The organism is Acinetobacter sp. ME22, from assembly GCF_022012315.1.
Taxonomy (GTDB): domain Bacteria; phylum Pseudomonadota; class Gammaproteobacteria; order Pseudomonadales; family Moraxellaceae; genus Acinetobacter; species Acinetobacter brisouii_A.
The window spans coordinates 55336-80143 of record NZ_JAKLTL010000002.1; the positions used below are offsets into that span (position 1 = coordinate 55336).

Below are 24808 nucleotides of genomic sequence, written 5' to 3' on the forward strand. Positions count from 1 at the left end.
AATTATTTCACAGGCTCAGTGAGTAAGCCAACTTGTTCTAACCCAGCTTGTTGCAAGTTTGCCATGAGTGTTACAACATCGCCATAAGGTCGAGATTTATCACCATTTACTAATACATTCAACTTGGTATGGTTTTGTGTAGCCTGTTGTTGCGCTTGGCTTAAAATTTCTTTAAGTTGATCAAGTGATAATGCCTTATCATTCTTTTGGTCTTCATAATTTAAATAATATTGCCCATCTGCCTTTAAAGAAACAATCGCAGGTGTATCTTTTGACTCAAATGGTGTGCTATTTGCTTGAGGTAAGTCAACCTTGATACTGCTAGTGATCATCGGGGCAGTGACCATGAAAATCACTAGAAGCACCAACATGACATCAATATAAGGGACAACATTCATGTCACTTTTTAGCGGTTTTTTAATACGCTCGAAGCGTCCTGAACGCTGAATGGCCATTATTCAGCATCCTGTGTGGTGCTAAAAGACTGGCGCTGTAGTAATGCCACCATTTCTTCTGCAAAGAGTGCACGATCTGAGTAAACGGCTTCACTTTTCGCAGTAAAATGGTTAAATGACAAGACTGCGGGAATTGCAGCAAATAGACCAATTGCAGTTGCAACTAGCGCTTCAGCAATACCGGGAGCAACAGTTGCAAGCGTGACTTGTTCGACAGCAGCAAGTCCAATAAAGGCATTCATGATGCCCCAAACAGTGCCGAATAAACCAATATACGGTGCAACTGAACCAATACTGGCCAATGCACTTAAACCAGATTCTAAATAACTTTGATCACGACTCAGACCAACACGCAAGATACGTTCAGTCCCTTCAAGATTTTGAACCAAAGGAACATGGCGTTTTTTGAGTTTTAAAAACTCTCCAAAACCTTGGTAAAAAATATCTTCTAAACCATAACGTTTTGAGTTGAGCTGGGCATTGTTATAGAGCGTGCTTAGTTCAGCACCTGACCAAAAAATCTTTTGAAAGTGCTCGTCTTGTTGTTGTGCTTTTTTGAAGCCTAAATGTAATCTGGCAATCAAGTACCAACTATATAGCGAAGCCAAAAACAGCAGCAGCATCACTGCTTGAACAACGGGGCTTGCTTGCAAAACTAAATCGGAAATATGCAGGGTAGCGGTTACTTGATTTGCCATAATACAACAGGTCACTTATGCTTTTTCTTGATCCAACTGTTCTAGGATCAACTGACGGAGATAATCGGGAAGTCGGCGTGGGCGCATGTCTTTGCTTAAGCATGCCAGCTCAACTTCACCAGAAGCTAGCAAGATTTCATCACGATAAATTTCTTGTTGCAATACAAATGACGCAGTTTTACAAGAAATAACACGTGCAGTTACTGTAATGAGGTTATCCATCAGAATTGGGCGATGGTATTTGATATCAATTTTATGGACAACAAAGTTGTAATCGGTTTGGTGCCAATAATGATCGATACCAGAAGCACGTAGCCACTCAGTACGGGTGCGTTCCATAAAACGAATGTGGTTAGCATGATAAACAATGCCACCCGCATCGGTGTCTTCAATGTAAACACGTATTTTGAACTCAAAACGATTAGCCATAAATGTTTTCCATAATTAGGTTTCAGGAGGAACCAATCCAAATTGTATATAGGATTGATTAGTCGCAATTCGGCCACGCGCAGTACGCATGACAAAACCTTGTTGAATTAAATAGGGTTCGATGACATCTTCAAGTGTGCCACTGTCTTCTGCCATGGCTGCTGCAAGGGCTTCAATTCCTGCAGGCCCACCATCAAAGCGTTCAAGTAACATGCTTAAGTAACGGCGGTCTAAAGTGTCTAAGCCAGCTTTATCGACATTAAGCATATCGAGGGCACGTTGAGCCATGTCTTGAGTCACTTCACCAGTGCCTTTGACTTGAGCATAGTCGCGAACACGGCGTAATAAGCGGTTGGCAATACGTGGTGTACCTCGTGAGCGGCGCGCAATTTCAGATGCCCCTTCACTGGTCATTGAAACATCCATTAACAGCGCCGAACGACTGACAATCGAGGTCAAGTCTTCGACAGAGTAAAACTCAAGGCGTTGTACAATGCCGAAGCGGTCACGTAGTGGTGAGGTCAATAAACCTGCACGAGTGGTGGCAGCAACTAATGTAAATGGAGGTAAATCCAGTTTAATTGAGCGGGCAGCAGGGCCTTCACCAATCATGATGTCGAGCTGATAATCTTCCATCGCAGGGTAGAGGATTTCCTCAATCACTGGAGAAAGTCGATGGATTTCATCGATAAATAGCACATCACCTTCTTCAAGATTGGTGAGCAATGCAGCTAAATCACCAGCGCGTTCAAGTACAGGGCCTGAAGTCGACTTTAAATTGCCACCCATTTCACGGGCAATAATATTGGCAAGTGTGGTTTTGCCTAAACCTGGTGGGCCAAAAATCAAAGTATGATCGAGTGCTTCACTACGACCACGGGCAGCCCCAATGAAGATTTCCATTTGCTCACGCACAACGGGTTGCCCAACATAGTCTGATAGCGTGGCTGGGCGAATGGCACGATCTATATGATCTTCAGTTTTTTCTACACTACTAATTAATCGATCTTGCATGGTGCTTATCATTTCATCATAGATTTAAGCGCCGCACGAATCAGGTCTGCGACATCGGTAAATTGATCTTTGACTAAAGCAATTGCTTTTTGTGCTTCGGCAGGTTTATAGCCCAATGACTGTAATGCTGCTTCGGCTTCTGCAATTGCAGAATTGCCAGAAAGTTTTAATGTGCTATTGGGGTGATTTTGGGGTAGATTCCCAGATAGCCCTTTAATACGATCTCTTAATTCAATTAATAAACGTTCGGCGGTTTTTTTGCCTACCCCTGGCACTTTGACCAAAGTGTTGACGTCATCATGTTCAATCGTTTGAATGAGTAGTTCGACACTGAGTGTAGATAAAATCCCCAGCGCCATTTTGGGACCTACACCATTGACTTTGAGTAATGTTCTAAAAATGCTTTTTTCTTGGGCATCTAAGAAACCATACAATTGTTGTGCATCTTCACGCACAACCAAGTGTGTCCATAGTGTCACTTTTTGCCCCTTTTGTAATTGGCAAAAAGTTGAAAGTGGCGTGTCTATTTCATAGCCGACACCATTGACGTTTAATAAAACGCATGGTGCAGTTTCGATGGAAATAATTTCGCCGATTAAGCAGCCAATCATGTGAATTTTTCCTGAAATTAAATCAAAGAGGTCGGACGACCTTGTAAAACTTGCGCGAGGTCATAAGCTTCATGATCTGAAAACTTACTGATAATATCGAGTACCTGCATGATGTTTTGGTAGTGATTTTCTGCAAAATGTGCGCCATATTGCTGCAAAATTGACATCATACGCTGATCTTTAAAGCTGAGTTGCTTGTTTGGAACAGTCAAAGGAATGAAAGCATCGAGAATAGTTTGTAAACTCATGTGTGCAACAATTTCTAAGTCGAGTTTTTCTCGATGCCCAAAAATTTTTTCACGAGCCAGATTTTTTGCACGTTCAATTCCTTCGGAAATATCTGGGGCGCAGTACTGTAACAGGTTTCCATTGAGTTGACCTGTCAAAATTTGGTATTGATGCTTGGCAAAAGCTGTCGTGACTTCATCGACTAGGCGTTTCATGACACGTCCACGCAAAGCCGCAATTTTTTGCTGCCATGTACTCCACGGAACGGACAATTCACTTGGAATACCATAATCTGCAATCAGATTGAGAAAGATCGGCTCGACTTCTTGATACGTCAAAATATTGAGACTAATCCCATCTTCAAGGTCAATGAGGGCATAGCACATATCATCGGCTGCTTCGAGCAAATAGGTCAGTGGATGACGACAATAGTGATATTCACCAAGTTGAATCAGTCCAAGCTGTTCGGCAATATCTTTTAAAATTTCTTTTTCTGTTTGGTAACAGCCGAATTTTGCACGTTGATGTGAAGGGCTGTCACCTTGGGATTCAATGGTTTTAGACAGCCAAGGGTATTTAAGGTAAGCACCTAAAGTGGCACAAGTTAAACGCATCCCTCCGTCATTGGGGTGATAGTCGATTCGAGTTAATAGTCTTAAACCTTGCGCATTGCCTTCAAACTGGCGTACATCGGCTTGTTCCTCAGGGCTAAGTTCAGTGAGAAAATTGGTATGAGCAGCATCATCAAACCATTCACGAATAGCATATTCACCTGCATGTCCAAAAGGTGGATTACCAATATCATGCGCCAAACAAGCTGCCTGAATAATTGCCCCAACATCGGCAGGCGTCACCCACATGGGTAAATCATCTTTGATTTTTTCGGCAGCCATCATGCCAAGGGAGCGCCCAATACAGGACACTTCTAGGGAATGTGTCAGGCGTGTATGTACACCATCATGTTGAGTCAGGGGGTGAACCTGAGTTTTACGGTTGAGTTGCCGAAAGCTTTGAGAAAAAATGATACGGTCATAGTCTTTATGAAATGGACTGCGCCCAAGTTGTTCATTTCCTGTTTTTTTTGTACCTAAACGAATTGCAGAGAGCAATTCTAACCAACGCATTTGTCTCATAAATTGTATTGTTATTCCTTGTAAAAAGACATCATGCCAAAAAAGTGGGTGAGACTCTAGCGTATAACGTCAGGAGTTGTCGTAATGACTTGTCGTGCGCAGTTTAGATGCAACAGATGTCGAAGTGATGAACAGATTCATGTTATATACACCCTAAAGATCAAAATAAGAGAAAGCGTAAAAGATCATGACACGACACTCTTCACATATTGAAAAACATTATACCGAGCGTTCGGGTTGGCTACGTGCCGCAGTGTTGGGGGCAAATGACGGGATTATTTCTGTGACCAGTTTGGTGATTGGGATTGCCGCAAGTGGCGCATCTGCACACACGGTTTTGGTCAGTTGTATCGCAGGGTTAATTTCGGGCGCTGTATCTATGGCGGCAGGCGAGTATATTTCGGTCAAATCACAGCAGGATATTGAACATGCAGATTTGAAAATGGAAGCGCATGAGTTGCACCATAATCCAGAACAAGAACTTAAAGAATTAACTAAAATTTATACACAGCGTGGGTTGGAAGCAAGCTTGGCTGCCGAGGTCGCCAAACAGTTGACAGCACATAATGCTTTACAAGCACATGCCCGTGATGAAATTGGGATTGTTGAACAAACTTTGGCACAGCCATTACAGGCGGCATGTTCTTCTGCATTATCTTTTGCTTTAGGGGCATTGTGCCCATTGTTAGCTATTTGGGTTGTTCCTGAAACGTGGTTACAAGTTGGAATCGGTCTTGTTGGGGTATTGTCTCTGGCAATTTTAGGAGCGATTGCCAGTTATGCAGGAGGCAGTTCAATGTTGAAAGGCGCAAGCCGTGTGGTTATTTGGGGGATTTTGGCGATGCTATTTAGTTTTTGGATCGGTTCTCTGTTTGATGTCGGCATGCATTAATCTCACGAAAGCAGTGAGAAACATGAACGACAAATAATGTCGCACAACGTATAAAACATACAATACTTTTTATAAAATTTGATTATACTTTTTACAGATGAGAATGAATCTCTCCTAAAAGAGATAAGATAAAAGGTTAAATGATGCTAGAAAATGTATTCAGTCAGTTAGGTTTTGAATCAGAAGATAAGAAACAACAAAAAGTCGCAGCAGAGTTGCTGTATAAAGTGGTTGCACCACTGCAAGCATCGGATGAGCAATATCCTGCTCAAATTTTTGACTATATTTGGTCAGGACAACATCCCGAAATTTTAATGACCTTGCAATCTCGTCAAAATGACGATGTTGCTATTTTATTGGGGCAGCCCGCTACACTCAACTGGTGGAGTGTTTCTCCAAGTTCTCAGTTTTTAGCACAAAATAATAAGAAACTCATTAATCAATCTAAAAATGCTCGAGTGAATTTTTATAACCATATTGGAACAGGCTTAAGCTTTGAGCAAACCGTCCGTTTTGGCAAATTTTTAGTTGCTGCGACTCGTGAACAAAATCTTACCCGTTTAAATGCTGAAGTTCCGAGCTGGTTGATTTATTTGATGATTGATGGATTGCATAGCAGTTTGGGCGATCACACCATCAATAAAAATATGCAGTTTCGCAAAAACTGGTCTGTGCAAATGCTGCATGAACTCCTAGAGCAAGAGCAGCTTGAGGGTACATTAATCCTGAATGCACTATTTGACCGCGATAATATGTCTGAGTATTACTGGCGTAATTTGGATTTATTCTATCGTTTGCCCGATCTAAAAGATTATATTCAACAGCATTCAGACGATTTTTCAACACTCTATCAACGACTTTCTGCCAATGGTCAGTTAAACCTGTTTAATTATTTGGAGTTATATCCAAAGGTTGCCAAGCAATTTCCATCGTTGATTGTGAGTTGTGCAGTGTCTAGCAGTAAAAAGGTGCGCAGCGCTGCTCAGTCAATGCTGGCAGGTTTGGAAGAACAAGATGTACAGCAATATTTGGCAGAGCGCTTAGCCAATGCAGCACCGAAAGAAAGAGGTTATGCAGCCGATTTGTTGGCGCGTTTGGGGACAGTCAGTCAGTCAACTCTGGAACATGCCTTGACTCAAGAAAAAAGTAAAACCGTAATTCAGACGATTGAGCAGGCACTAGCACGTTTGGCATCACTTGATCGTGCTGAGCAGCAAGATCAATACGATATTCCAAGTTATGAACCGATTCAGTTTGTCCATTTACCTGAGCAAACTAAAGATATTCTGCTGCAAAATTATCGTGATGTACTGGCAAAAGCCAAACAAGATGCCGAAGCTGAAATTGAACAGAACAAGCAGGAAAAATGGAAAAGCAAATGGCGTCAGCAGCGTTGTGCGAGTTTAGAAAAACTCAATGAAGCCACCATTTTTAGCTATTTTGATGTGTTAAATGCTGAAGTATCTGCCAAGAAAAAAGATTTAGATCAAGAAATTATTTTCTATAAACAGCGTTTGAGTCAGTTGCCTGAATATAACTTGATTCATTTTTTAATTGCGATGGGGCATCGTTATATACGTGAAGGGCGAATGCATCTCAGTACTTATGCACTCAATGATTGCTTAAAAGCTGAGGATTATGCCAAGCTTGATTTGCGTCAATTGCGTGATGCGATTCAAAAAGCAGGCATAGATCAGGCTGATCAATCCGTTGCTTATTTCTTATTGCAGTCCAACTATGATGATGCTTTGGATCGTTTAGCCCCTGAGCATGTTTGGCCATTTTTTGCGGAGAAACCTGACTTTTTGGCTGAAGCTTTGGGCTTATTGCCTTCGCAGTTACATGGCTACTATGAAAGTTATGATGTGGCTGCTGCCTTGCAAATTTTGGGTTATTTCCCGCAGTTACCTACCCAATTTATTCCGCGTTTACTCGAACTGGCTTTGGGCGAAAGCAAAAGTTACCGTTTGCAGGCACAGCAATTGTTGCAACGACTACCTGACATTCGCTTACGTGCGGAAGAGGGTTTAGCATCGAGTAAGCAGGAAATTCGTATCGTTGCCGCAGAGTGGCTCGTCCGTCTCAACGATGTGGCTGCGATTGCTGCATTACAAACTGCATTGAAAAAAGAAAAACGTGAAGTAGTGATTGCAGCATTACTGACTGCACTGGAAAAATTGGGTGAAGATATTTCTGCGCATTTGTCGCCTGAACACTTACTCAAAGATGCTGAAAAAGGCTTAAAAGCCAAATTGCCAACCAGTCTGAAATGGTTGTTAGATCAGCCGTTCCCTGCATTGACTTGGCAAGATGGATCAGCCGTCAGCGAAACCATTTTACGCTGGTGGGTGGTGTTGGCACATAAACTCAAAGATCCTGTCGGGAATGCATTATTTCAGCGTTATTTGAGTTTATTGTCACTCGATAGTCAGCAGCAATTGGGTGAGTTCCTGTTTGCAGGTTTTGCCCATCAGGATGTGCGTTCACCAACCCAAGAAGAGGCTTTAGCAGAGGCGCAGCAACAAGCACCTGCACGTTTGCAAAGTTATCATGATGCATTTAAGCGCTATGGTCACAAATACCCTGAATACTATGCACATTATGAGCATTTCACTCTTGAGCAGATGATCGAACAGATTAAGCGTGAAGTGCTGTCACGTTATTTGGGATCAGCCATTTCTGATAAAGGAATTTTGGCACTGAGTAGCGGGATTCAGGGGCATAAAGCGGTGCGCCTGTTGCAGCAATATATGAAAGATCATTACCAGCGCCGTGCGCAAATTGAAGCCATGCTCGCCGCAATTTCCAACAGCAATGATCCGTTAATTATCCAATTCTTACTGTCGATTGCGCGTCGTTATCGAACCGCTTCGGTACAGGAAAAAGCACGTCAGTATATTGAGGTGATTGCAGAACGTAATGGCTGGAGCAATGATGAACTGGCAGATCGAACCATTCCAACCGCAGGGTTTGATGAGCAAGGTGTTTTAAGTTTGAGCTTTGGCGAACGCGAGTTCACCGTAGTTCTTGATGATCAGCTCAAAATGGTTCTGAAAAATGAAGAAGGTAAAGTGATTAAGGCATTGCCTGCACCGCGCCAAACCGATGATGCCGATCTGGTCAAAGAAACTAAAAAACAGTTCAGTAGCAGCAAAAAAGAACTGAAACAAATCATTGATTTGCAAACTGCTCGTTTATATGAAGCGATATGTGCTAACCGTCATTGGACAGTCAATGACTGGCAGCAGTATTTGGCGGAACATCCTGTGATGCGCTTGTTGATTCAGCGTTTGGTCTGGCAGGAAATGGCGCAAGGTGAAGTGTTAAATACCTTCCGTCCAACCGAAGATGGCAGTTTGATCAATGCTGACGATGATGAAGTGGAACTCAGCCAAGACAGTGAGATTCGTTTGGCGCATGCTGCACTGATGGATGCTGATGAGATTGCAGCATGGCAGCAGCATTATAAAGACTATAAAGTCAAAGGCTTGTTTAAACAGCTTGATCATGTATTGCCTGAACTGGAACTGGCGAATAAAGATCAGATCGATGACCATTTGGGCTGGATGACCGATACCTTTACCTTGCGTGGCACAGTCACCAAACTAGGGTATCAGCGTGGGCAAGCAGAAGATGGCGGCGTATTTGAGTATTACTACAAAACCTTTAATAGTTTGGGGATTTCGGCATTTATTTATTTTAGTGGCAGTTATTTCCCTGAAGAAAATATGCCTGCGGTGCTATACCGTTTGAGCTTTAGCAAAGTCAAAGGGCGTTCTTGGAACAGTAGTGACATGCAACTCAAAGATGTACCGCCAATTTTATTTGCAGAGTGCTATGCCGACTATTTGGCTGTGGCGGCTGCATGCCGAGGTTTTGATCCTGAATGGCAAAAGAAAACCCCTTGGTAATCAAAATGATGCTGCCCCAAGTCATTGGGGTCGGCACGCAAAGCAATAGATCACAATAGAATTGGTTAAGTACATGACACAACAACAGATTATTAAACAGAGTGCCGAGCAGCGTTTTCAGGAAGAACTGGACATTTTGACCCAAAATGATGGCGGCGCTGCCAAGCCATTGGGCTGGGTTCGTTCACCTAAAGCCGTCCGTCAGTTTATTTTAGGCAATGAACAACTCAAGATCAGCCGTAAGTTTTTTGGGGATGATGCACTGGTCGATCGAGCCATTGTGACTTTACTGGGTAAACAGGGCTTGATGTTAGTGGGTGAACCAGGAACCGCAAAATCCATGCTCTCAGAATTACTGGCAGCCGCGATTAGTGATGATTCTGGTTTAACCATTCAAGGCACAGCAGGTACAACAGAAGATCACCTGAAATATTCATGGAACTATGCCTTACTCCTTGCTGAAGGGCCGAATGAAAAATCACTGGTGCCATCGCCTGTGTATCAAGCCATGCAGCAAGGGAAGATTATCCGTTTTGAAGAAATTACCCGCTGCCCGCCCGAAATTCAGGATGTACTGGTGTCGTTAATGTCAGAAAAAACCATGATGATTCCTGAGCTTGGGCAGCAAGGGCGAATTTATGCCAAAGCAGGATTTAATATCATTGCCACAGCCAACTTACGTGATCGTGGTGTGCATGAAATGTCTTCGGCACTCAAACGCCGTTTTAACTTTGAAACCGTGAAACCGATTGCTGATGCTGTGTTTGAACGTGAACTGGTCTTTACTCAGTTGCAACGTGAATTGGGCGATTTGTCAGCACAGGTCAATATTTCTGAATCGGTGATTGATCTGCTTGTGACGATCTTTCAGGAATTGCGTCAAGGAACCACCAAGGATGGTACCACCCTGAAAACTCCAGATGCGGTGATGTCAACCGCCGAAGCGGTGAATATTGTCTATGCTGCGGCATTGGAAGGTTATTACTTGGGAGATCAAAGTTTAAATGCTGCGGCGATTGCCAAACAGTTGATTGGTGTAGTGCTCAAAGATAATCCTGATGATGCCAAGCGCATGCGTTTTTATATGGACAATGTGGCGCGTGAACGTGCCAAGCAAGATGCAACATGGAAAGCTTTTTTTGATGCAGGTAAAACCTTCTGGCAATAAGCCTTGTGCGCTTTCTTCATCAAGTTCGCGTGATGCCTGTTTGTGCAGGCAATCCGCGACCCAGTTTGCATCGGGTCTGTAATGGTTTGAGTTGACAGACCTTGCAACCCTGCCTTGGATATAGATCACACATGACTAACACCACTTTGCCCGCCCGTTTACAGCAAGCCCAACACTGGCAAAACCAGCTTGCTGAACGTGGCATTCATTTTCTTGCGGTTCGCCATCATAGCCCTGCCTGTGCCTATGCAACTTTACAGGCATTACAACAATTACAACCTGCCCATGTGTTGATTGAAGCACCCAAATCATTCAATCCTTTACTGAGCGATTTGCAGCATCCTGACAGTCAGCCGCCACTGGCAATTTTATGTCAGACTGAACTGAGTACGCCGAATCTAGTGCCAGAATCAGGTGCAGAGACGCCACAGAAACACTATCGCAGTGCTTATTTTCCATTTTGTGACTATTCGCCTGAATGGGTGGCGTTACGAACCGCTAAACAGATCAATGCACAGGTGGAGTTTATTGATTTGGCATGGTCAAGTCAGGTCGAACATGAGCAGCAAGTCAGTCACACACAAACATGGCAGGCGCAAAGTTTGCAGCAGGAGCGCTATTTGGCACATAGCCAGTATATTCAAGCACTGGCGAGCCGCCTGAATTGCCGTAACCATGATGAACTGTGGGATCATTTATTTGAGCTGAAATCTAAGGCTGAACTGAGCCACTGGCAGCAATTTTTTGCTGAAGTGCAGCTCTGGTGCAGCATGTCACGACTGGATTATGAGCCGAGTGTGCTTGCGGCAGAAGCGTCATTGATCCGTGAACGCTGCATGTTGCAATCGATTTTAGACTGCCATGCACAGGCGCAGGGTGACATCTGTATTATTACAGGTGGCTTTCATACCTTGGCACTGATTGAGGAGTTGGCAGGGCAGTTATTGCAAGACTCACCGAAGCCCTTGAAAAAGTTTAAATCTGCCGATCAGGAGGATCAGGCATGGCTGATCCGTTATAGCTTTGACCGTTTGGATGCTTTAAATGGTTATGCCTCAGGCATGCCATCCCCCGCATTTTATCAACGCTGTTGGCAGCAATTGAATACGCCGTCTGAACAGAGTGATGCCGAGCAACGTCAGCGTTTATGTATTGATGTCATTTCCGATTTGTCACAACAATTACGTCAGCAGCAAGTTTTGGACAGCAGTTTTATTACCGTAAAGACTGCCAGTGAACAGGCAGTGGGCTTGGCTGCCTTGCGTGAACATGCACTGATCAGCCGTTATGACTTGATTGATGCCTGCCAAAGTAGTTTTGTTAAAGGCAGTTTGGATGATGGGCAGCAGGCGTTTCAGCAAACATTGATGCAGCTTTTGAGTGGGGCACAGCTTGGACAAGTGGTTAGCTCGACTCAAACGCCACCGCTACTGGCGCAAGTGGTGGAACTTGCCAAAGCGCATCGTTTTAAACTGGATGATACCATCAGTAAACGCGCTAAACTGGATGTACTGCGTAATCCTAAACATCGTTTACGCAGCCGTTTTTTGCATTTACTGAGTTTCTTGCAAGTGGGTTTTGCCCGACATCAGACAGGCCCTGATTTTCTGACAGGTGGACAGTTACATTTACTGTTTGAAGAATGGGAATATGCGTGGACACCGCAAGTTGAAGCGCGGCTGATTGAACTGTCTGCGGAAGCGGGTGATGTGCAGAGCTTAGCCATTCAGCAATTGCTTCAATTGAAACAGCGTTTTTATGAGGCAGGTCAAGGACGTTCATCACATCAGGCGGTGCAGTTGTTGTTGCGTGCTGCGGTGATGGGGCTGTATCAACAGATTCCTGCCTTGTTTGCCGAAGTGCAGCAATATTTACCCAATGACCCTGAGCTGTCTTCGGTGATTCAGTGTGGACAAAAGCTACTGAACTTGTGGACAGGTAAAGATTTTCTCGGTTTTCAGCAACAGCCTGAACTCAAAGCCTTACTGCAACAGGTTTTGCCGAGTGCCTTATTTTTACTGGAACAACACAGCACACCTGCGCCTGAGCAACAGCAAGCTGTACTGCAACAGGTGTTGCAATTACGCGAATTGGCACAGCAGATTGAACGGATTCTAGATTGCCCTCAACAATTATTGAGTCAGCTTTATCAAAGTTTGCAGCGTTTGGATGTTGCATGGCAGAAAATTGATTTATTGGCGGGTGGTCGAGATGCATTGGCATTTTTAGATGGGAAATATGCCGAGCAGGATTTGCAGCAATCGCTGTTACAGCGTTTTGGCATCGGAGCAACTCCTGAACATGCGGTGCAATATTTGTCAGGCATTTTACAGGCTGCGCCCGAGTTGTTGCTGCATTATCGGGAATTGGGCGATTTGCTCAACCAACTGCTGACCTCTTGGGATGAACAGACGTTTATCGCATTGTTGCCTGATTTACGTTTTGCCTTTACCTATTTAAAACCCAAAGAAACGGCACATTTTGCTGAACATATGGCACAGCTCAATCAAGTGTCGAGCTTGAGTCTAACTGTGGTCAGCAGCGAAATTTCACAAACCGAAATGTTGCAAGGTGTGCAGCTCAATCAACAATTAGTGCAACTACTTCAACAGCAACAATTAGAAATGTGGTTCACGCAGGAGGAGCAGGCATGAAGCAAGAACATGATACGGCTGCTCGTTGGCGCTTAGTGCTTGGACGTTATAGCGACCGCGCCTTAAATCAGGTTCAGCTCGATGCTGAACAACTGCGTTTGGAACGCACATTGGATTATTTATATAACCGTGAATATGACGGGCGTGGGCAAGTGGCAGGGCAGTCCCGTCATGGCTCACTGGACAATTCACAACTGACGGCGGTGAATTGGTTAAATAGCGCCCGCAAGCTCTTTCCACAAAGTACTTTTGAACGGGTGCAGACCCAAGCGATTGAGCGTTATCAACTCGATGGTTTACTCAAAGATGCCAATACGTTGCAGCATCTTGAGCCAACCCCGCAGCTTGCCAAAGCCTTACTGAGTATGCGCGGGCGAATGAATAGCGAAACCCGTGACGCTGTGCGCGAGATTATTCGTCGTGTGGTCGAGCAAATCGTTGCCCGTTTGAAGGCAAATTTTGTCAATAGCATTCATGGGCGCAAGCACCGTTTTCGCCGTTCATTGGTGGCGAATAGTCAAAACTTTGACTGGCGGCGTACCATTCAAGCCAACCTGAAACATTACAATGTAGATTTGCAAAAACTGGTGATTCAACAGCCATTTTTTAATGCGCGAGTACAACGACATTTGCCGTGGACGGTGATTTTGTGTGTTGACCAAAGTGCCTCGATGCTAAGTTCGGTGATGTATAGCGCGGTCTGTGCCAGTATTTTAGCCAGTTTGCCTGCGGTGAAAGTACATCTGGTTTTATTTGATACCAATGTGGTTGATGTTTCACATCTTGCCAGTGATCCTGTGGAAGTTTTACTGACTGCACAGCTTGGCGGGGGAACAGATATTGCCAAAGCGGTGAACTATTGTGAGCGTTTGGTGACTCAGCCGAATCGCACCATTTTTACCCTGATCAGTGACTTTGAAGAAGGCGGTTCGGTGGCGCATTTACTGGGTGGAATTAGTCGCCTGAGTAGTCAGCAGGTGAAGCTGCTTGGACTGGCGGCGTTGGATGAACAGGCACAGCCTGTGTATGACATGCAAATGGCACAAAAACTCAGTGAACGTGGCATGTCTGTGGCTGCGCTGACGCCTGAACATTTTGCTGAATGGATGGCAGAGGTGATGCAATGAGCTGGAAAATTCAATATTTATCTTATGATCAGGACAGTCTGTCCACCTTTGCCAATGTGGGATTGGTGCGCCGTGCGTTAAAAGATGTCGATGCCAATAAAGTCAGTTTACAGGAAGAACAGCCCGATCAGGTGTTGATTCAAAGTGATGGTCAGCAGGTCTGTTTGAGTGCAACAGGCTTACATCAGGCACAATGCTCTTGCCCTGCAACAGGTGCGTGTAAACATATTGTCGCAGCGGTGCTGTGGCTACAGCAAAATCATCAGAGTACAAGCACTACTGAAAGTTCCTCAACCGAGGGAACAGCAAATTCAGTGATTGAGGAAGCATCGCCTACGGTTGATGTCTTGGCGGAAATGTTGGCACTTGATCTTGATCAGATTGCCAAGAAAATTGGGAAATCTGCTGCGAAAAAAGCCATTCAGTGGGCACGACAATGGCAAAGGTACAGCATCAAGATCAGCATTGAAGCCTATCGGGTTCGGGTACAGTTGCCTGAGTTAAATGAGCAGGTTAGCTATTTGGCTGGGGCAGGTTTTGCAGGCATGCTGTCCGATGTGGAAAAAGATCAGCCCGCTTTACACTTGGCAGCATTGAGCTTGGTACAGTTTCAACATGGAAAAATCTGGCAACAACTGGAGCTGAGCGATCAGGAAAATCCTGCCTTGCTCAGTGACAGTGAACGCCAGTTTATTCAAGAGTTACAGCAAGACCTCACCCAGTTATTACAACAGGGCTTGGCACATATTAGCAGCATGACGGCACGGCAGTTGCATTTACTGAATGTTTCCGCACGCAGTGAAGGCTTGCCCCGTTTGGCAGGCATGTTGCGTCAACTCAGTGGTCAGGTGAGCGCATTAGTGCGCCGTGATGAGCATGCCAATGAACGAGAAAGCCTGTGTTATATCGTACAAATGCTGAGTTATCTGCATCAGTTGCAGCACAGTCATGCTGAGCATTTGATTCAGTTACGTGGGCAGTCAAGGCAGAACTATCAACACGATAGCGAACAGACAGAGTTAGATCTGTTACCGCTCGGGGCGAGATGGTGGCATACCCAAGGTGGTGCGCGTGGTTTGAGTTTGTATTTTTGGGAAATGCAGCAACAGCGTCCAATTGATGTGACCATCGCCCGCGCTCAAGGGCAAGATCCTAGTTTTGACCGTTATCGGGCTTGGGGGCAACACAGTATTTGGCAACATACTGCTGAAAGTTTGATGCAGCGACATGTGCGCTTGTTGCAGCCGCGTTTTTCTGAGCAGGGGCGCTTGTCCAGTTCAGGTTCAAGTCAGGCACATACTCAGCTTGCCCAGTTAAGCTTGGAACATTATCAGCCGATTTTTGAGCAAGCTGCCTTTCAAGACTGGCAACAATTACAGCAGCACTGGCAAAGCCAAATGCAATCTGTGGAAGGTTTAGCACAACAGGTGTTATTGAAAATTGCCCGTTGTGACTCACCTCAGGTCGATGAAATCGAACAGTGCTTGTGGTGGTCAGTCTACGATGCTGCGGAGAATGTTTTGCAGCTACGTTTGGACTGGAACACGCAAAGTCTGGAACGTATTCGCAAACTGGAACGCTTGTGTCTTGAACCTGAAAAAATTGTTGCCGTATTTGCATCATTATCAGTTCAGTCGCACCAGTTGCGTTTAACGCCGATCAGCTTGTTTTTAGATGTGGTTCAGCCTAGACAAGTGCTATTTCAGCTTGATTTTGATGCTGTACCGCAGCAGAAAAAAACGCTGAAAGAAAGCTTGGTGGGGCGAATTGAGCAATTGCTCGCCAAGAAAAAGCAACATCAACAGCACTATCAGCTACAGCAGACTTTGGCTCAGCGTTTATGTGAGCCTGTGCTTGATGTACTGTGCAGTTTAAGCAGTTCAGGACGTTTATGGTTGACCGATTCGCAGCGCCAGATTTTGCAAGATCAGCAACAACTGGCACAACAAGCGGGCATGTCATTGCTACAACAGCAATTGGTACAGACACTTGCCAGACCTAAGTTGACGATTGATCACTTGGTTCGTCTAGTGTATCTCTGTGATATGGCGATGCGGATGCAGGTCAGTTTGCCGATTTATATTGCAGATGAAGCGGCATAAAAGGATGAATCGGCAGCTGAAATACAGCTTTCAGTCGCCGATTTGTTATACAGTCAGATCAATTCGAAAAAAAAATTGTGTTTTAAATAAGCAGCGTAAAAAAAATATATCGAAAAAATAAAGACTTCATGAAAATTCGTTTACATAATCCTGATTCTTGATCTAGCTGATTTGGGCTTTTCACAGTAGAATATGCGCTCTCTCTAAGTCACATTGCGGTAACGTCATTAACGACAAGCCCGTGGAGCCAAAATCAACATGTTTATCGTGGCCGGTGCCTCAGCGCATTCTTCTTTTAAGAAAACTCAACTATTATCACGTTTGACGTCAATTAGTTCTGTTCAATCTTTTGATAGCCAGTGGGTTTATCTGTTTGATCAAGCGCTCAACGAGCAGCAATATCAGTCAGCTTTACAACTTTTAAATGATGGTCAGTCTTTCGAGTTGCGCCAAGCGGCAGCTGATGAAATTCAAATCTTGGTGACTCCACGTGTTGGGACAATTTCACCATGGTCGTCTAAAGCGACGGATATTTTCCAAAACTGTAATACCCCTGTACACCGTTTAGAGCGTGGTCTTTTATTTACGCTAAAAGGTGTCAGCGACGTTTCTCCTGCGGTGAAACAAGTATTGCATGACCGCATGACTGAGACTGTATTTGCACACTTAGATGATGCTCAAGCACTTTTCTCAGAAACTGCACCAAAGCCATTAAACTCAATTGACATTTTGGGTGAAGGCAAGCAAGCGCTTGTGACTGCGAACCAAGAGTTTGGTTTTGCATTATCAGAACAAGAAATTGATTATTTAACAGCAGCGTTCACCAAATTGGGTCGTAACCCGAACGACATCGAATTGATGATGTTTGCTCAAGCCAACTCTGAGCACTGCCGTCATAAAATCTTTGGTTCAGAATGGACAATCGATGGTGAAAAACAACCATTGTCTTTGTTCCAAATGATTAAAAATACTTATAAAGAATCACCGAATGACGTGTTGTCGGCATATAAAGACAATGCTTCGGTGATTGTCGGTTATGACACTATGCGTTTCTACCCGAAAAAAGACGCAGAAACAGGTCATTACATCTATAAATACAAGAGCCAAGCGGCTCATATTTTGATGAAAGTGGAAACCCACAACCACCCAACTGCCATTTCTCCATTTGCAGGTGCGGCAACAGGTTCGGGCGGTGAAATCCGTGATGAAGGCGCGACAGGTCGTGGTGGTAAGCCAAAAGCAGGCTTAACAGGCTTTACCGTGTCTAACCTGAACATTCCTGGTTTTGAACAACCTTGGGAAGAGAACTACGGTAAACCTTCACGTATGGCATCGCCATTACAAATCATGATTGAAGGGCCGTTGGGTGGCGCAGCGTTTAACAACGAATTTGGTCGTCCTGCGTTAAATGGTTATTTCCGTACTTTTGAACAAAACGTCAACGGTGATGTGAAAGGTTTCCATAAGCCAATCATGATCGCGGGTGGTTACGGTAACATTCGCCCTGATCACGTTGAAAAAGATGCGATTCAGCCAAAAGATTTGCTCATCGTATTGGGTGGCCCTGCGATGTTGATCGGTTTGGGCGGTGGTGCAGCATCTTCTGTAGATAGCGGTACCATGGGTGAAAGCCTTGACTTTGCTTCGGTACAACGTGAAAACCCAGAAATGGAACGCCGTTGCCAAGAAGTGATCGATACCTGCTGGCGCTTGGAAGATGCTAACCCAATCGTGTCTGTACATGACGTGGGTGCGGGTGGTTTATCCAATGCTATGCCTGAACTGGTGAATGATCACGAGTTAGGTGCAGTGTTGAACTTACGTAAGATTCCATCGCTTGAACCTGGGATGTCTCCAATGGAGATCTGGTCAAACGAAGCGCAAGAGCGTTATGTTTTGGCGATTCGTCCAGAATCTTTAGCACAATTTGAATCGATTTGTGCGCGTGAACGCTGTCCGTTTGCAGTGTTGGGTGAAGCGACTGAAGCGCGTCACTTGACGGTTGAAGATCCATTGTTTGAAAACAAAGCAGTGGATATGCCAATGCAAGTGATGTTGGGTGGCACGCCACGTATGAGCCGTTCATACGAAACTATCGAACGTCAAGGTGACGATTTCGATGCTGCTCAAGTGGACTTAAAAGATGCGATCTTCCGTGTCTTGAAAAACCCGACCGTTGCATCTAAATCATTCTTGATCACCATCGGTGACCGCTCAATTACAGGTATGGTGGCACGTGACCAACTCGTAGGTCGCTGGCAGGTTCCTGTTGCTGATGCAGCAGTCACAACCACAAGCCTTGAAGGTTATACAGGTGAAGCAATGGCAATGGGCGAACGTCCACCTGTTGCATTGCTTAACCCAGCAGCATCTGCACGTTTGGCTGTGGCTGAAGCCATTTCAAACATCATGTGTGCCAACATTGAACAGATCAGCGATATTAAATTGTCTGCGAACTGGATGGCAGCAGCAGGTCAGCAAGGTGAAGACCAAGCTTTGTTTGAAGGTGTAAAAGCGATTGGTATGGAAATGTGCCCAGCGTTAGGCATTGCAATTCCAGTCGGTAAAGACTCGCTTTCAATGCGTACCACTTGGAATGATGAAGGTGTCGATAAAGCCGTCACTTCACCAATGACAGGTGTCATTACTGCATTTGCACCTGTTTTAGATGTTCGCAAAACATTGACGCCAGAATTGAAACAACTGGATGATTCAGTACTTGTCCGTATTGATTTGTCAAAAGGTCAGTTCCGTTTAGGCGGTTCGATCCTTGCACAAGTGTATAAAGCAATCGGTTCAGTGACTCCAGATGTCGATAGCTTCGATGACTTCAAAGCATTCTTTGCATTGATTCAGGACTGGAACAATCGTGGTCTGATTCAGGCTTACCATGACATCGGTGATGGTGGTTTGTTGGCAACTGTTGCTGAAATGATGTTCACTTCACGCCTAGGTGTGGCTTTGGAAAACCAAAGCACTGAAAGCTTGTTTGCTGAAGAAATTGGTGCAGTGGTACAAATCAAAGCAGCAGATTGGGCTGCACTTGAAGCTGAAGTTGCGGCATCAAGCTTGAAAGATGCAATTACTATTGTCGGTCAAGTCAACAACAGCGATCAGTTAAATGTGAATGGTTTGACTTTAGAACGTGTTGAATTACAACAAGCATGGACAGAAGTTTCGCATCAAATCCAGCGTTTACGTGATAACTCTGAAACTGCGGATCAAGAATTTGCATTGATTGCTGACAAAAACCACAAAGGTTTGATTGCACAACCAACGTATGACTTGAATGAACCTGTTGAAGCACCATTCTTGAACCTTCGCCGTCCAAGCATGGCAATCTTGCGTGAACAAGGTGTCAACGGTCAGACTGAAATGGCCGCTGCATTTGACAAAGTTGGCTTTAACACAGTCGACGTTCACATGAGCGATTTACTTGCAGGTCGTGTTGATCTAAATGACTTCGAAGGCTTGGTGGCTTGTGGTGGTTTCTCTTACGGTGACGTACTAGGCGCTGGTGGTGGTTGGGCAAAGTCAGTGTTGTTCAATGCAAAACTCCGTGATCAATTCGAGAAATTCTTTAACCGTCAAGACACATTCACTTTAGGTGTGTGTAACGGCTGTCAAATGATTTCACAACTTGCGCCACTCATTCCGGGTGCGGAAGCTTGGCCTCGCTTCCACCGTAACACATCAGAAGTATTTGAAGCGCGTGCAGTCAATGTCCGTGTCGAAAAATCAGCGTCTGTGTTGTTGCAAGACATGGAAGGTTCGATTTTACCAATCGCGGTTGCACATGGTGAAGGTCTTGTTGTCGCAAGTGCTGAGAACTTGGCAAGCTTGCAAGCAGGCAACCAAGTGACTTTACGTTATGTCGACAGTCATGGTCAGCCAACGCAGCATTATCCGTTGAACCCGAACGGTTCACCAGATGCGATTACAGGTGTAACCTCTAAAGATGGTCGTGCGACAATTATGATGCCGCACCCTGAACGTAACTTCCGTGCGATTCAGCATTCTTGGTCACCTGAGGGTTGGACTGAAGATGGTGCATGGTTACGTATGTTCCGTAACGCACGTAAATTTATTGGTTAATCGTTGAATTTAGCTAAGTTAAGAAGCCACCGCAAGGTGGCTTTTTTGTTGCCTTAAAATCTGTTTATACTGAGTATTCAATCAAATAGATAAAAATTGCATTTATGAATATTTATAAATTTAGTTATGACTCTAAACAGGATGCTTTAAATAGTTTGGCGAATTATTATCAAATATCAGTTCAAGAAATAAATTCAAGAACAGATGAAATAAAGCCTATTATTCAGAAACTAGGCAGTTATATTGATCAAGATATTGGATTTACTCTTTGGGAGATTAGAAATTTATTAAATAAAGAACAAAGAGAGCTTGATAATCCAAATTTTCAGATTAGTTTTTATCACCGTTGTATAACAAATGGGCAGCAATCTTGGTTTGAAGATGGATTGCTCAATAGTGTAGATGGTATAGCAAGTTTTATGCATAAAGTTACTGCTCTAGTGCCAGAGATCAAGAATATGAACATTCGTATTGAGTCCTTACAAAACATTATTCGAGAAAAAGGTTTCAACGAGGAAAAATCTGAAATTGATGGTATCAATGGCTTTTATCGACTTAAAGATGCAAAATCTTCTATAGGATTTGATATTTCAGAAGTATTTGATAAATATGATTATCATAAAATTAAAGCTTTAATTTTAAGTGTATTAAAACCAACTGTGGTTAAATTTTATGTAGAAAGAAAAGCTAATGAATTGGATCATATTTTAAAAAATTATTGGGACTTAGTTTTAGATGATAAAGCAGTAACAAAGAGAGGGGCTAATGCTGGAAGAGGGAAAACCATCCCATCTTCACAGATTGAAAAGATTATTTATCTAAATAGAGAATAATAATGCTCAAACTTATCTACTACGTTCCTGAAAGCCATCTTGAATCGACCAAACAAGCCATATTTGCTGCAGGTGCAGGCGGCATCGGCAACTATGAACAATGCGCGTGGCAAGTGAAAGGCATTGGACAGTTTAAACCTGTGAAGGGTGCAGACCCATTTTTAGGACAACTTGATCAGCTTGAACAACTTGAAGAATGGCGTGTAGAAACCATTGTTCCTGAAGCACATGCCAAGCAAGTAGTTCAAGCGTTACAAGCCAGTCATCCGTATGAAGAACCTGCTTTTGAGTTTATTCAAATGATAGATGTTAAATTCTAATGAATTTGAAAAACTAATATTGGATACGTGGAAACGTCATCTGCAACTGTTCGAGTTTGGATGAATTATGAAAAAAATGTTTCTGCGATCTATAGGTATCAAGATAGTTTTTGACGAGTTTTGCAGATGACAATGGTTTTGCCTACTTTTCCCGAAAGAAAAGTAGGTCGAACCGAAGGTTAATCCTAAAATTAAAATCATGTTGAAAAGATTCTATATAGAATAATCTTTAAACCTTCTGAACAAATAGCTCACGCTCAAAACGATACTGTGGGAAAAACACCCCATCCTCAGCACGTTCACCAGCGCCAATCACCATTACAGGGTATTCTTCATCACTGAGCTGTAAAATTTTACGCACACGTGGTTCATCGAAACCTTCCATCATGCAACTATCAAAACCATAAGCACGAAGTGCTAAAACTAAATTTTCGCAGGCAAGAGCAGTGCTTTTCACAGCCCAAAGTTGACGATCCGCAGGACTAAATGCGGTGACAGGCAGCGGTGTAAATTGACGAACAACGCTAAACGCCAGTTTCTTGGCATTGCCAATAGTATTCAAAAATCCTGTGCGGTAGTTATATCCAATAAAACGGTAATACTGTTGCACGGCTTTTGGCGTTTTAGGCATCGGGAAATGACTGAGATTTTTCTTTGCCATTTCATCAATGCGATCAGTACGTGCTACGCAAACGATCAGCTCAGATGCAGTTCGAGCAGCCAACTGCCCCATACAGGCTTTGACCAGTTGTGCTTTCTTTTGAGTCGATTGAACGACATAAAACATCCATGGTTGTAGGTTGGATGAACTTGGAGCGAGCATTGCCCAGTCGAGGCATTGATCTAAAACTTCAGCAGGAATCGGGGTGTCCGTAAATTTACGTACGGAACGGCGGCTTTCAACCACTTTTTTAAATTGATTGACATCAATATCAGTCGGTGCAGCTTCGTGGTAACGCGTTTTTGTAAGATCTGAGGTGCTCATATTTGATTATCGCTCAACAAGATCAGAGCATTATCGGTAATTTATAAAAAACTTGCATGTGGGATTTTGTTGTAAAAACAGCAGATCTAAGGATTAGACCTGCTGTAGAAAGGGTTTTAATTGAATCTTGAAAAGTCGGCTGTGCGCTTTTCTAAGAAAGCATTGACTGCTTCATGGAGTTCAGGGGATTTAACCCGTTGCATGAAAATTTCAGCTTCTTCATCAATCCACTTCAAGATTTCAGGTAGATTCTGCTTCATCAGTGCTTTGGTTTGTTTGAGTGATGCAATCGGAAGTTTTGCCATGGTTTTTGCAGTTTGATCAGCAAAATCATAAACATCTCGGTGTTCTTTCAATGCCATTAAATGATAAGGCGCATGCATATGTTCACTTGAGAATACCTGATTAATCAGACCAAATTTTTCTGCGGCATGTGCATCAAATTTTTGTGCAGTAAAGAGCAGCGCCGCTGCATGATGATAGCCGACCTGTTGTACCAGTAATTTACTTGCGCCACCTTCAGGAGAAAGCCCTAGACTGACAAATGGTAATTGGAACACCGCAGATTCATCTGCAAAAGCCAAATCTGCATGTAGTAATAAAGTTACCCCAATCCCAATCGCCACGCCTTTTACTGCAACAATTAAAGGTTTAGAAAATTTAGCGGCTGATTTAAGTAAAACAAATGGGGGCTGTTCTGCTGCGGGTGTTGCATCGGGTTGCTGCATGGATTCGAGAAAGTCCTGCATGTCATTGCCTGCAGTAAAGTCATCGCCAGCACCACGCAGAATGACAACACGGACTTCATCACTGTTATCGGCTTGATCGAGTGCCTGAGCAATCCATAAATACAACCCACTATAAATCGCATTTTTGGCAATGGCACGGTCAATGGCTAACGTTAGTACACCATCTTCGAGAACGGCCTGTAAATGCTGATGAGTTTGAGTTAAACAAGTGAGCGTCATTTTTCATGTCCTTTATTTCAGTATTTCGTGATTTTCACATGGTAAATTGTTATGCTTCACGATGATTCTTTATCATTACACTTCACCATCCCTTGGTTTAATTATTGCTATCCTATGATGTATCACTTTGATTATCTTGTTTTCATTGGGCGTTTTCAACCATTTCATCTGGCACACATGCAAACCATTGAGATTGCATTGCAACAAAGCCACAAAGTCATTATTGCTTTAGGTTCGGCTCAATCAGAACGCAGTATTAAAAATCCGTTTCTGGCGCAAGAACGTGAACAGATGATTTTGTCAAACTTTTCTCAGGAAGATCAACAACGTATTGTTTTTGTACATGTTGTTGATGTTTATGATGATCAGAAATGGGTGAAGCTGGTCAAAGATTTGGTTGCTGAAAAAACCCCTGCACAAGCCAAGATTGGACTGATTGGTCACTTTAAAGATGAGTCGTCTTATTATTTAGAATTATTTCCAAACTGGACATTGGTTGAATTAGAGAGTTTGAAAGATTCGATTTCTGCGACACCGATGCGGGAAGCGTATTATCGTGGTGAAATTCAGACCCAATATTTCCCACAAGGCACGATTGAGTTTCTAGAGAAATTTCAAACCACGCCAATTTATGCAGAGTTACAGCGACGCTTTGCAACTCAAGATAGTAATCATTTTTAAGAATATAGCTAGCGCACAGGCTAGCTATGATTTGTTAGGCTGCTTTCAAGGCTTTTAAATCAGCAAGAACTTGTTCTGCATGACCTGCAGCTTTGACCTTACGATATTCTTTAACGAGCTTGCCGTTATGGAAAATAAAGGTTGAGCGTTCAATACCCATCACCTTTTTGCCATACATATTTTTTTCTTTAATCACGTCGAAATGCTGGCAGAGCGCTTCTTCTTTATCGCTAATCAGTTCAATTTTTAATGCCTGTTTTTCAGTAAAGTTCTGATGTGATTTAACCGAATCACGAGAAATACCCAAAATTGTTGCACCTTGTTCTGTAAATTGATCTTGGATGCATGAAAAATCAACGGCTTGAGTGGTACAACCCGGGGTTGAGTCTTTTGGATAAAAATAAACAATCAACCATTCAGATTTCACTTCAGCTAAGTTGATATCACCTGTTGTTGTTGGAAAGGTCTGATTTGGAAGTTGGATACTGTCTGTCATGTTCAATC

The 24808-nt window shown here is 43.6% G+C and carries 19 protein-coding genes; 10 read left to right on the forward strand and 9 right to left on the reverse strand.

Annotated elements, in window-relative coordinates:
• Positions 1–2 precede the first annotated feature (2 nt).
• From tolR to LVY74_RS02955, 6 genes are read right to left on the reverse strand one after another with little or no spacing between them, the layout of a single operon-like run.
• Positions 3–455, reverse strand: coding sequence for a protein TolR (gene tolR, locus LVY74_RS02930; RefSeq protein WP_151709733.1), 453 nt, complete (start codon positions 453–455; stop codon positions 3–5).
• Positions 455–1153: a protein TolQ gene (gene tolQ, locus LVY74_RS02935; protein ID WP_151709732.1), complete on the reverse strand. Its 699-nt coding sequence runs from the start codon at positions 1151–1153 to the stop codon at positions 455–457. Before tolQ ends, tolR begins: the two co-directional genes overlap by 1 nt.
• A 15-nt stretch (positions 1154–1168) precedes the next feature.
• On the reverse strand, positions 1169–1582 hold the full coding sequence (gene ybgC / locus LVY74_RS02940; protein WP_151709731.1) for a tol-pal system-associated acyl-CoA thioesterase: 414 nt from the start codon (positions 1580–1582) through the stop codon (positions 1169–1171).
• Positions 1583–1597: 15 nt separating this feature from the next.
• A complete protein-coding gene (gene ruvB / locus LVY74_RS02945; protein ID WP_237813775.1) occupies positions 1598–2596 on the reverse strand; it encodes a Holliday junction branch migration DNA helicase RuvB in 999 nt (332 codons plus the stop codon).
• An 8-nt stretch (positions 2597–2604) separates the two neighbouring features.
• On the reverse strand, positions 2605–3207 hold the full coding sequence (gene ruvA / locus LVY74_RS02950) for a Holliday junction branch migration protein RuvA (RefSeq protein WP_151709729.1): 603 nt from the start codon (positions 3205–3207) through the stop codon (positions 2605–2607).
• 17 nt (positions 3208–3224) lie between these two features.
• Positions 3225–4568, reverse strand: a complete 1344-nt coding sequence (locus tag LVY74_RS02955) for a deoxyguanosinetriphosphate triphosphohydrolase (protein ID WP_237813776.1) — start codon at positions 4566–4568, stop codon at positions 3225–3227.
• A gap of 187 nt (positions 4569–4755) precedes the next feature.
• Here LVY74_RS02955 and LVY74_RS02960 point away from each other — a divergent pair, with 187 nt between their 5' ends.
• From LVY74_RS02960 to LVY74_RS03000, 9 genes are all read left to right on the forward strand, one after another.
• Positions 4756–5460 (forward strand): VIT1/CCC1 transporter family protein, encoded by a 705-nt coding sequence (locus LVY74_RS02960; RefSeq protein ID WP_237813777.1) that lies wholly within the window; start codon positions 4756–4758, stop codon positions 5458–5460.
• Between the two features lie 140 nt (positions 5461–5600).
• Positions 5601–9371 (forward strand): DUF4132 domain-containing protein, encoded by a 3771-nt coding sequence (locus LVY74_RS02965; protein WP_237813778.1) that lies wholly within the window; start codon positions 5601–5603, stop codon positions 9369–9371.
• Between the two features lie 73 nt (positions 9372–9444).
• A complete protein-coding gene (locus tag LVY74_RS02970; RefSeq protein WP_237813779.1) occupies positions 9445–10539 on the forward strand; it encodes an ATP-binding protein in 1095 nt (364 codons plus the stop codon).
• Between the two features lie 131 nt (positions 10540–10670).
• Positions 10671–13193 (forward strand): DUF5682 family protein, encoded by a 2523-nt coding sequence (locus LVY74_RS02975; RefSeq protein WP_237813780.1) that lies wholly within the window; start codon positions 10671–10673, stop codon positions 13191–13193.
• The gene (locus tag LVY74_RS02980; RefSeq protein WP_237813781.1) at positions 13190–14320 is read left to right on the forward strand and encodes a VWA domain-containing protein; all 1131 of its coding nucleotides are present in this window, start codon (positions 13190–13192) and stop codon (positions 14318–14320) included. Before LVY74_RS02975 ends, LVY74_RS02980 begins: the two co-directional genes overlap by 4 nt.
• The gene (locus tag LVY74_RS02985) at positions 14317–16422 is read left to right on the forward strand and encodes a hypothetical protein (protein ID WP_237813782.1); all 2106 of its coding nucleotides are present in this window, start codon (positions 14317–14319) and stop codon (positions 16420–16422) included. Before LVY74_RS02980 ends, LVY74_RS02985 begins: the two co-directional genes overlap by 4 nt.
• Before the next feature lie 258 nt (positions 16423–16680).
• Positions 16681–20517, forward strand: coding sequence for a phosphoribosylformylglycinamidine synthase (gene purL / locus LVY74_RS02990; protein WP_237813783.1), 3837 nt, complete (start codon positions 16681–16683; stop codon positions 20515–20517).
• Between the two features lie 104 nt (positions 20518–20621).
• Positions 20622–21350: a hypothetical protein gene (locus LVY74_RS02995; RefSeq protein ID WP_237813784.1), complete on the forward strand. Its 729-nt coding sequence runs from the start codon at positions 20622–20624 to the stop codon at positions 21348–21350.
• Between the two features lie 2 nt (positions 21351–21352).
• Positions 21353–21670, forward strand: a complete 318-nt coding sequence (locus tag LVY74_RS03000; protein ID WP_237813785.1) for an NGG1p interacting factor NIF3 — start codon at positions 21353–21355, stop codon at positions 21668–21670.
• A 229-nt stretch (positions 21671–21899) separates the two neighbouring features.
• On the opposite strand, the gene LVY74_RS03005 is transcribed toward LVY74_RS03000, so the two are convergent.
• Together LVY74_RS03005 and LVY74_RS03010 are read right to left on the reverse strand one after the other, a co-directional pair.
• Positions 21900–22655 carry a nitroreductase family protein gene (locus LVY74_RS03005; RefSeq protein WP_237813786.1) on the reverse strand — a complete coding sequence of 252 codons (756 nt, stop codon included), beginning with the start codon at positions 22653–22655 and terminating at the stop codon, positions 21900–21902.
• 116 nt (positions 22656–22771) lie between these two features.
• Entirely contained in the window at positions 22772–23623 is an 852-nt protein-coding gene (locus LVY74_RS03010) for an enoyl-CoA hydratase-related protein (RefSeq protein ID WP_237813787.1), read from the reverse strand.
• Positions 23624–23740: 117 nt separating this feature from the next.
• Between LVY74_RS03010 and LVY74_RS03015 the strand changes: the two genes are divergently transcribed.
• Positions 23741–24304 carry a nicotinate-nicotinamide nucleotide adenylyltransferase gene (locus LVY74_RS03015; RefSeq protein ID WP_237814094.1) on the forward strand — a complete coding sequence of 188 codons (564 nt, stop codon included), beginning with the start codon at positions 23741–23743 and terminating at the stop codon, positions 24302–24304.
• Between the two features lie 34 nt (positions 24305–24338).
• On the opposite strand, the gene LVY74_RS03020 is transcribed toward LVY74_RS03015, so the two are convergent.
• Positions 24339–24800, reverse strand: coding sequence for a peroxiredoxin (locus tag LVY74_RS03020; RefSeq protein WP_237813788.1), 462 nt, complete (start codon positions 24798–24800; stop codon positions 24339–24341).
• Between the last annotated feature and the right edge of the window lie 8 nt (positions 24801–24808).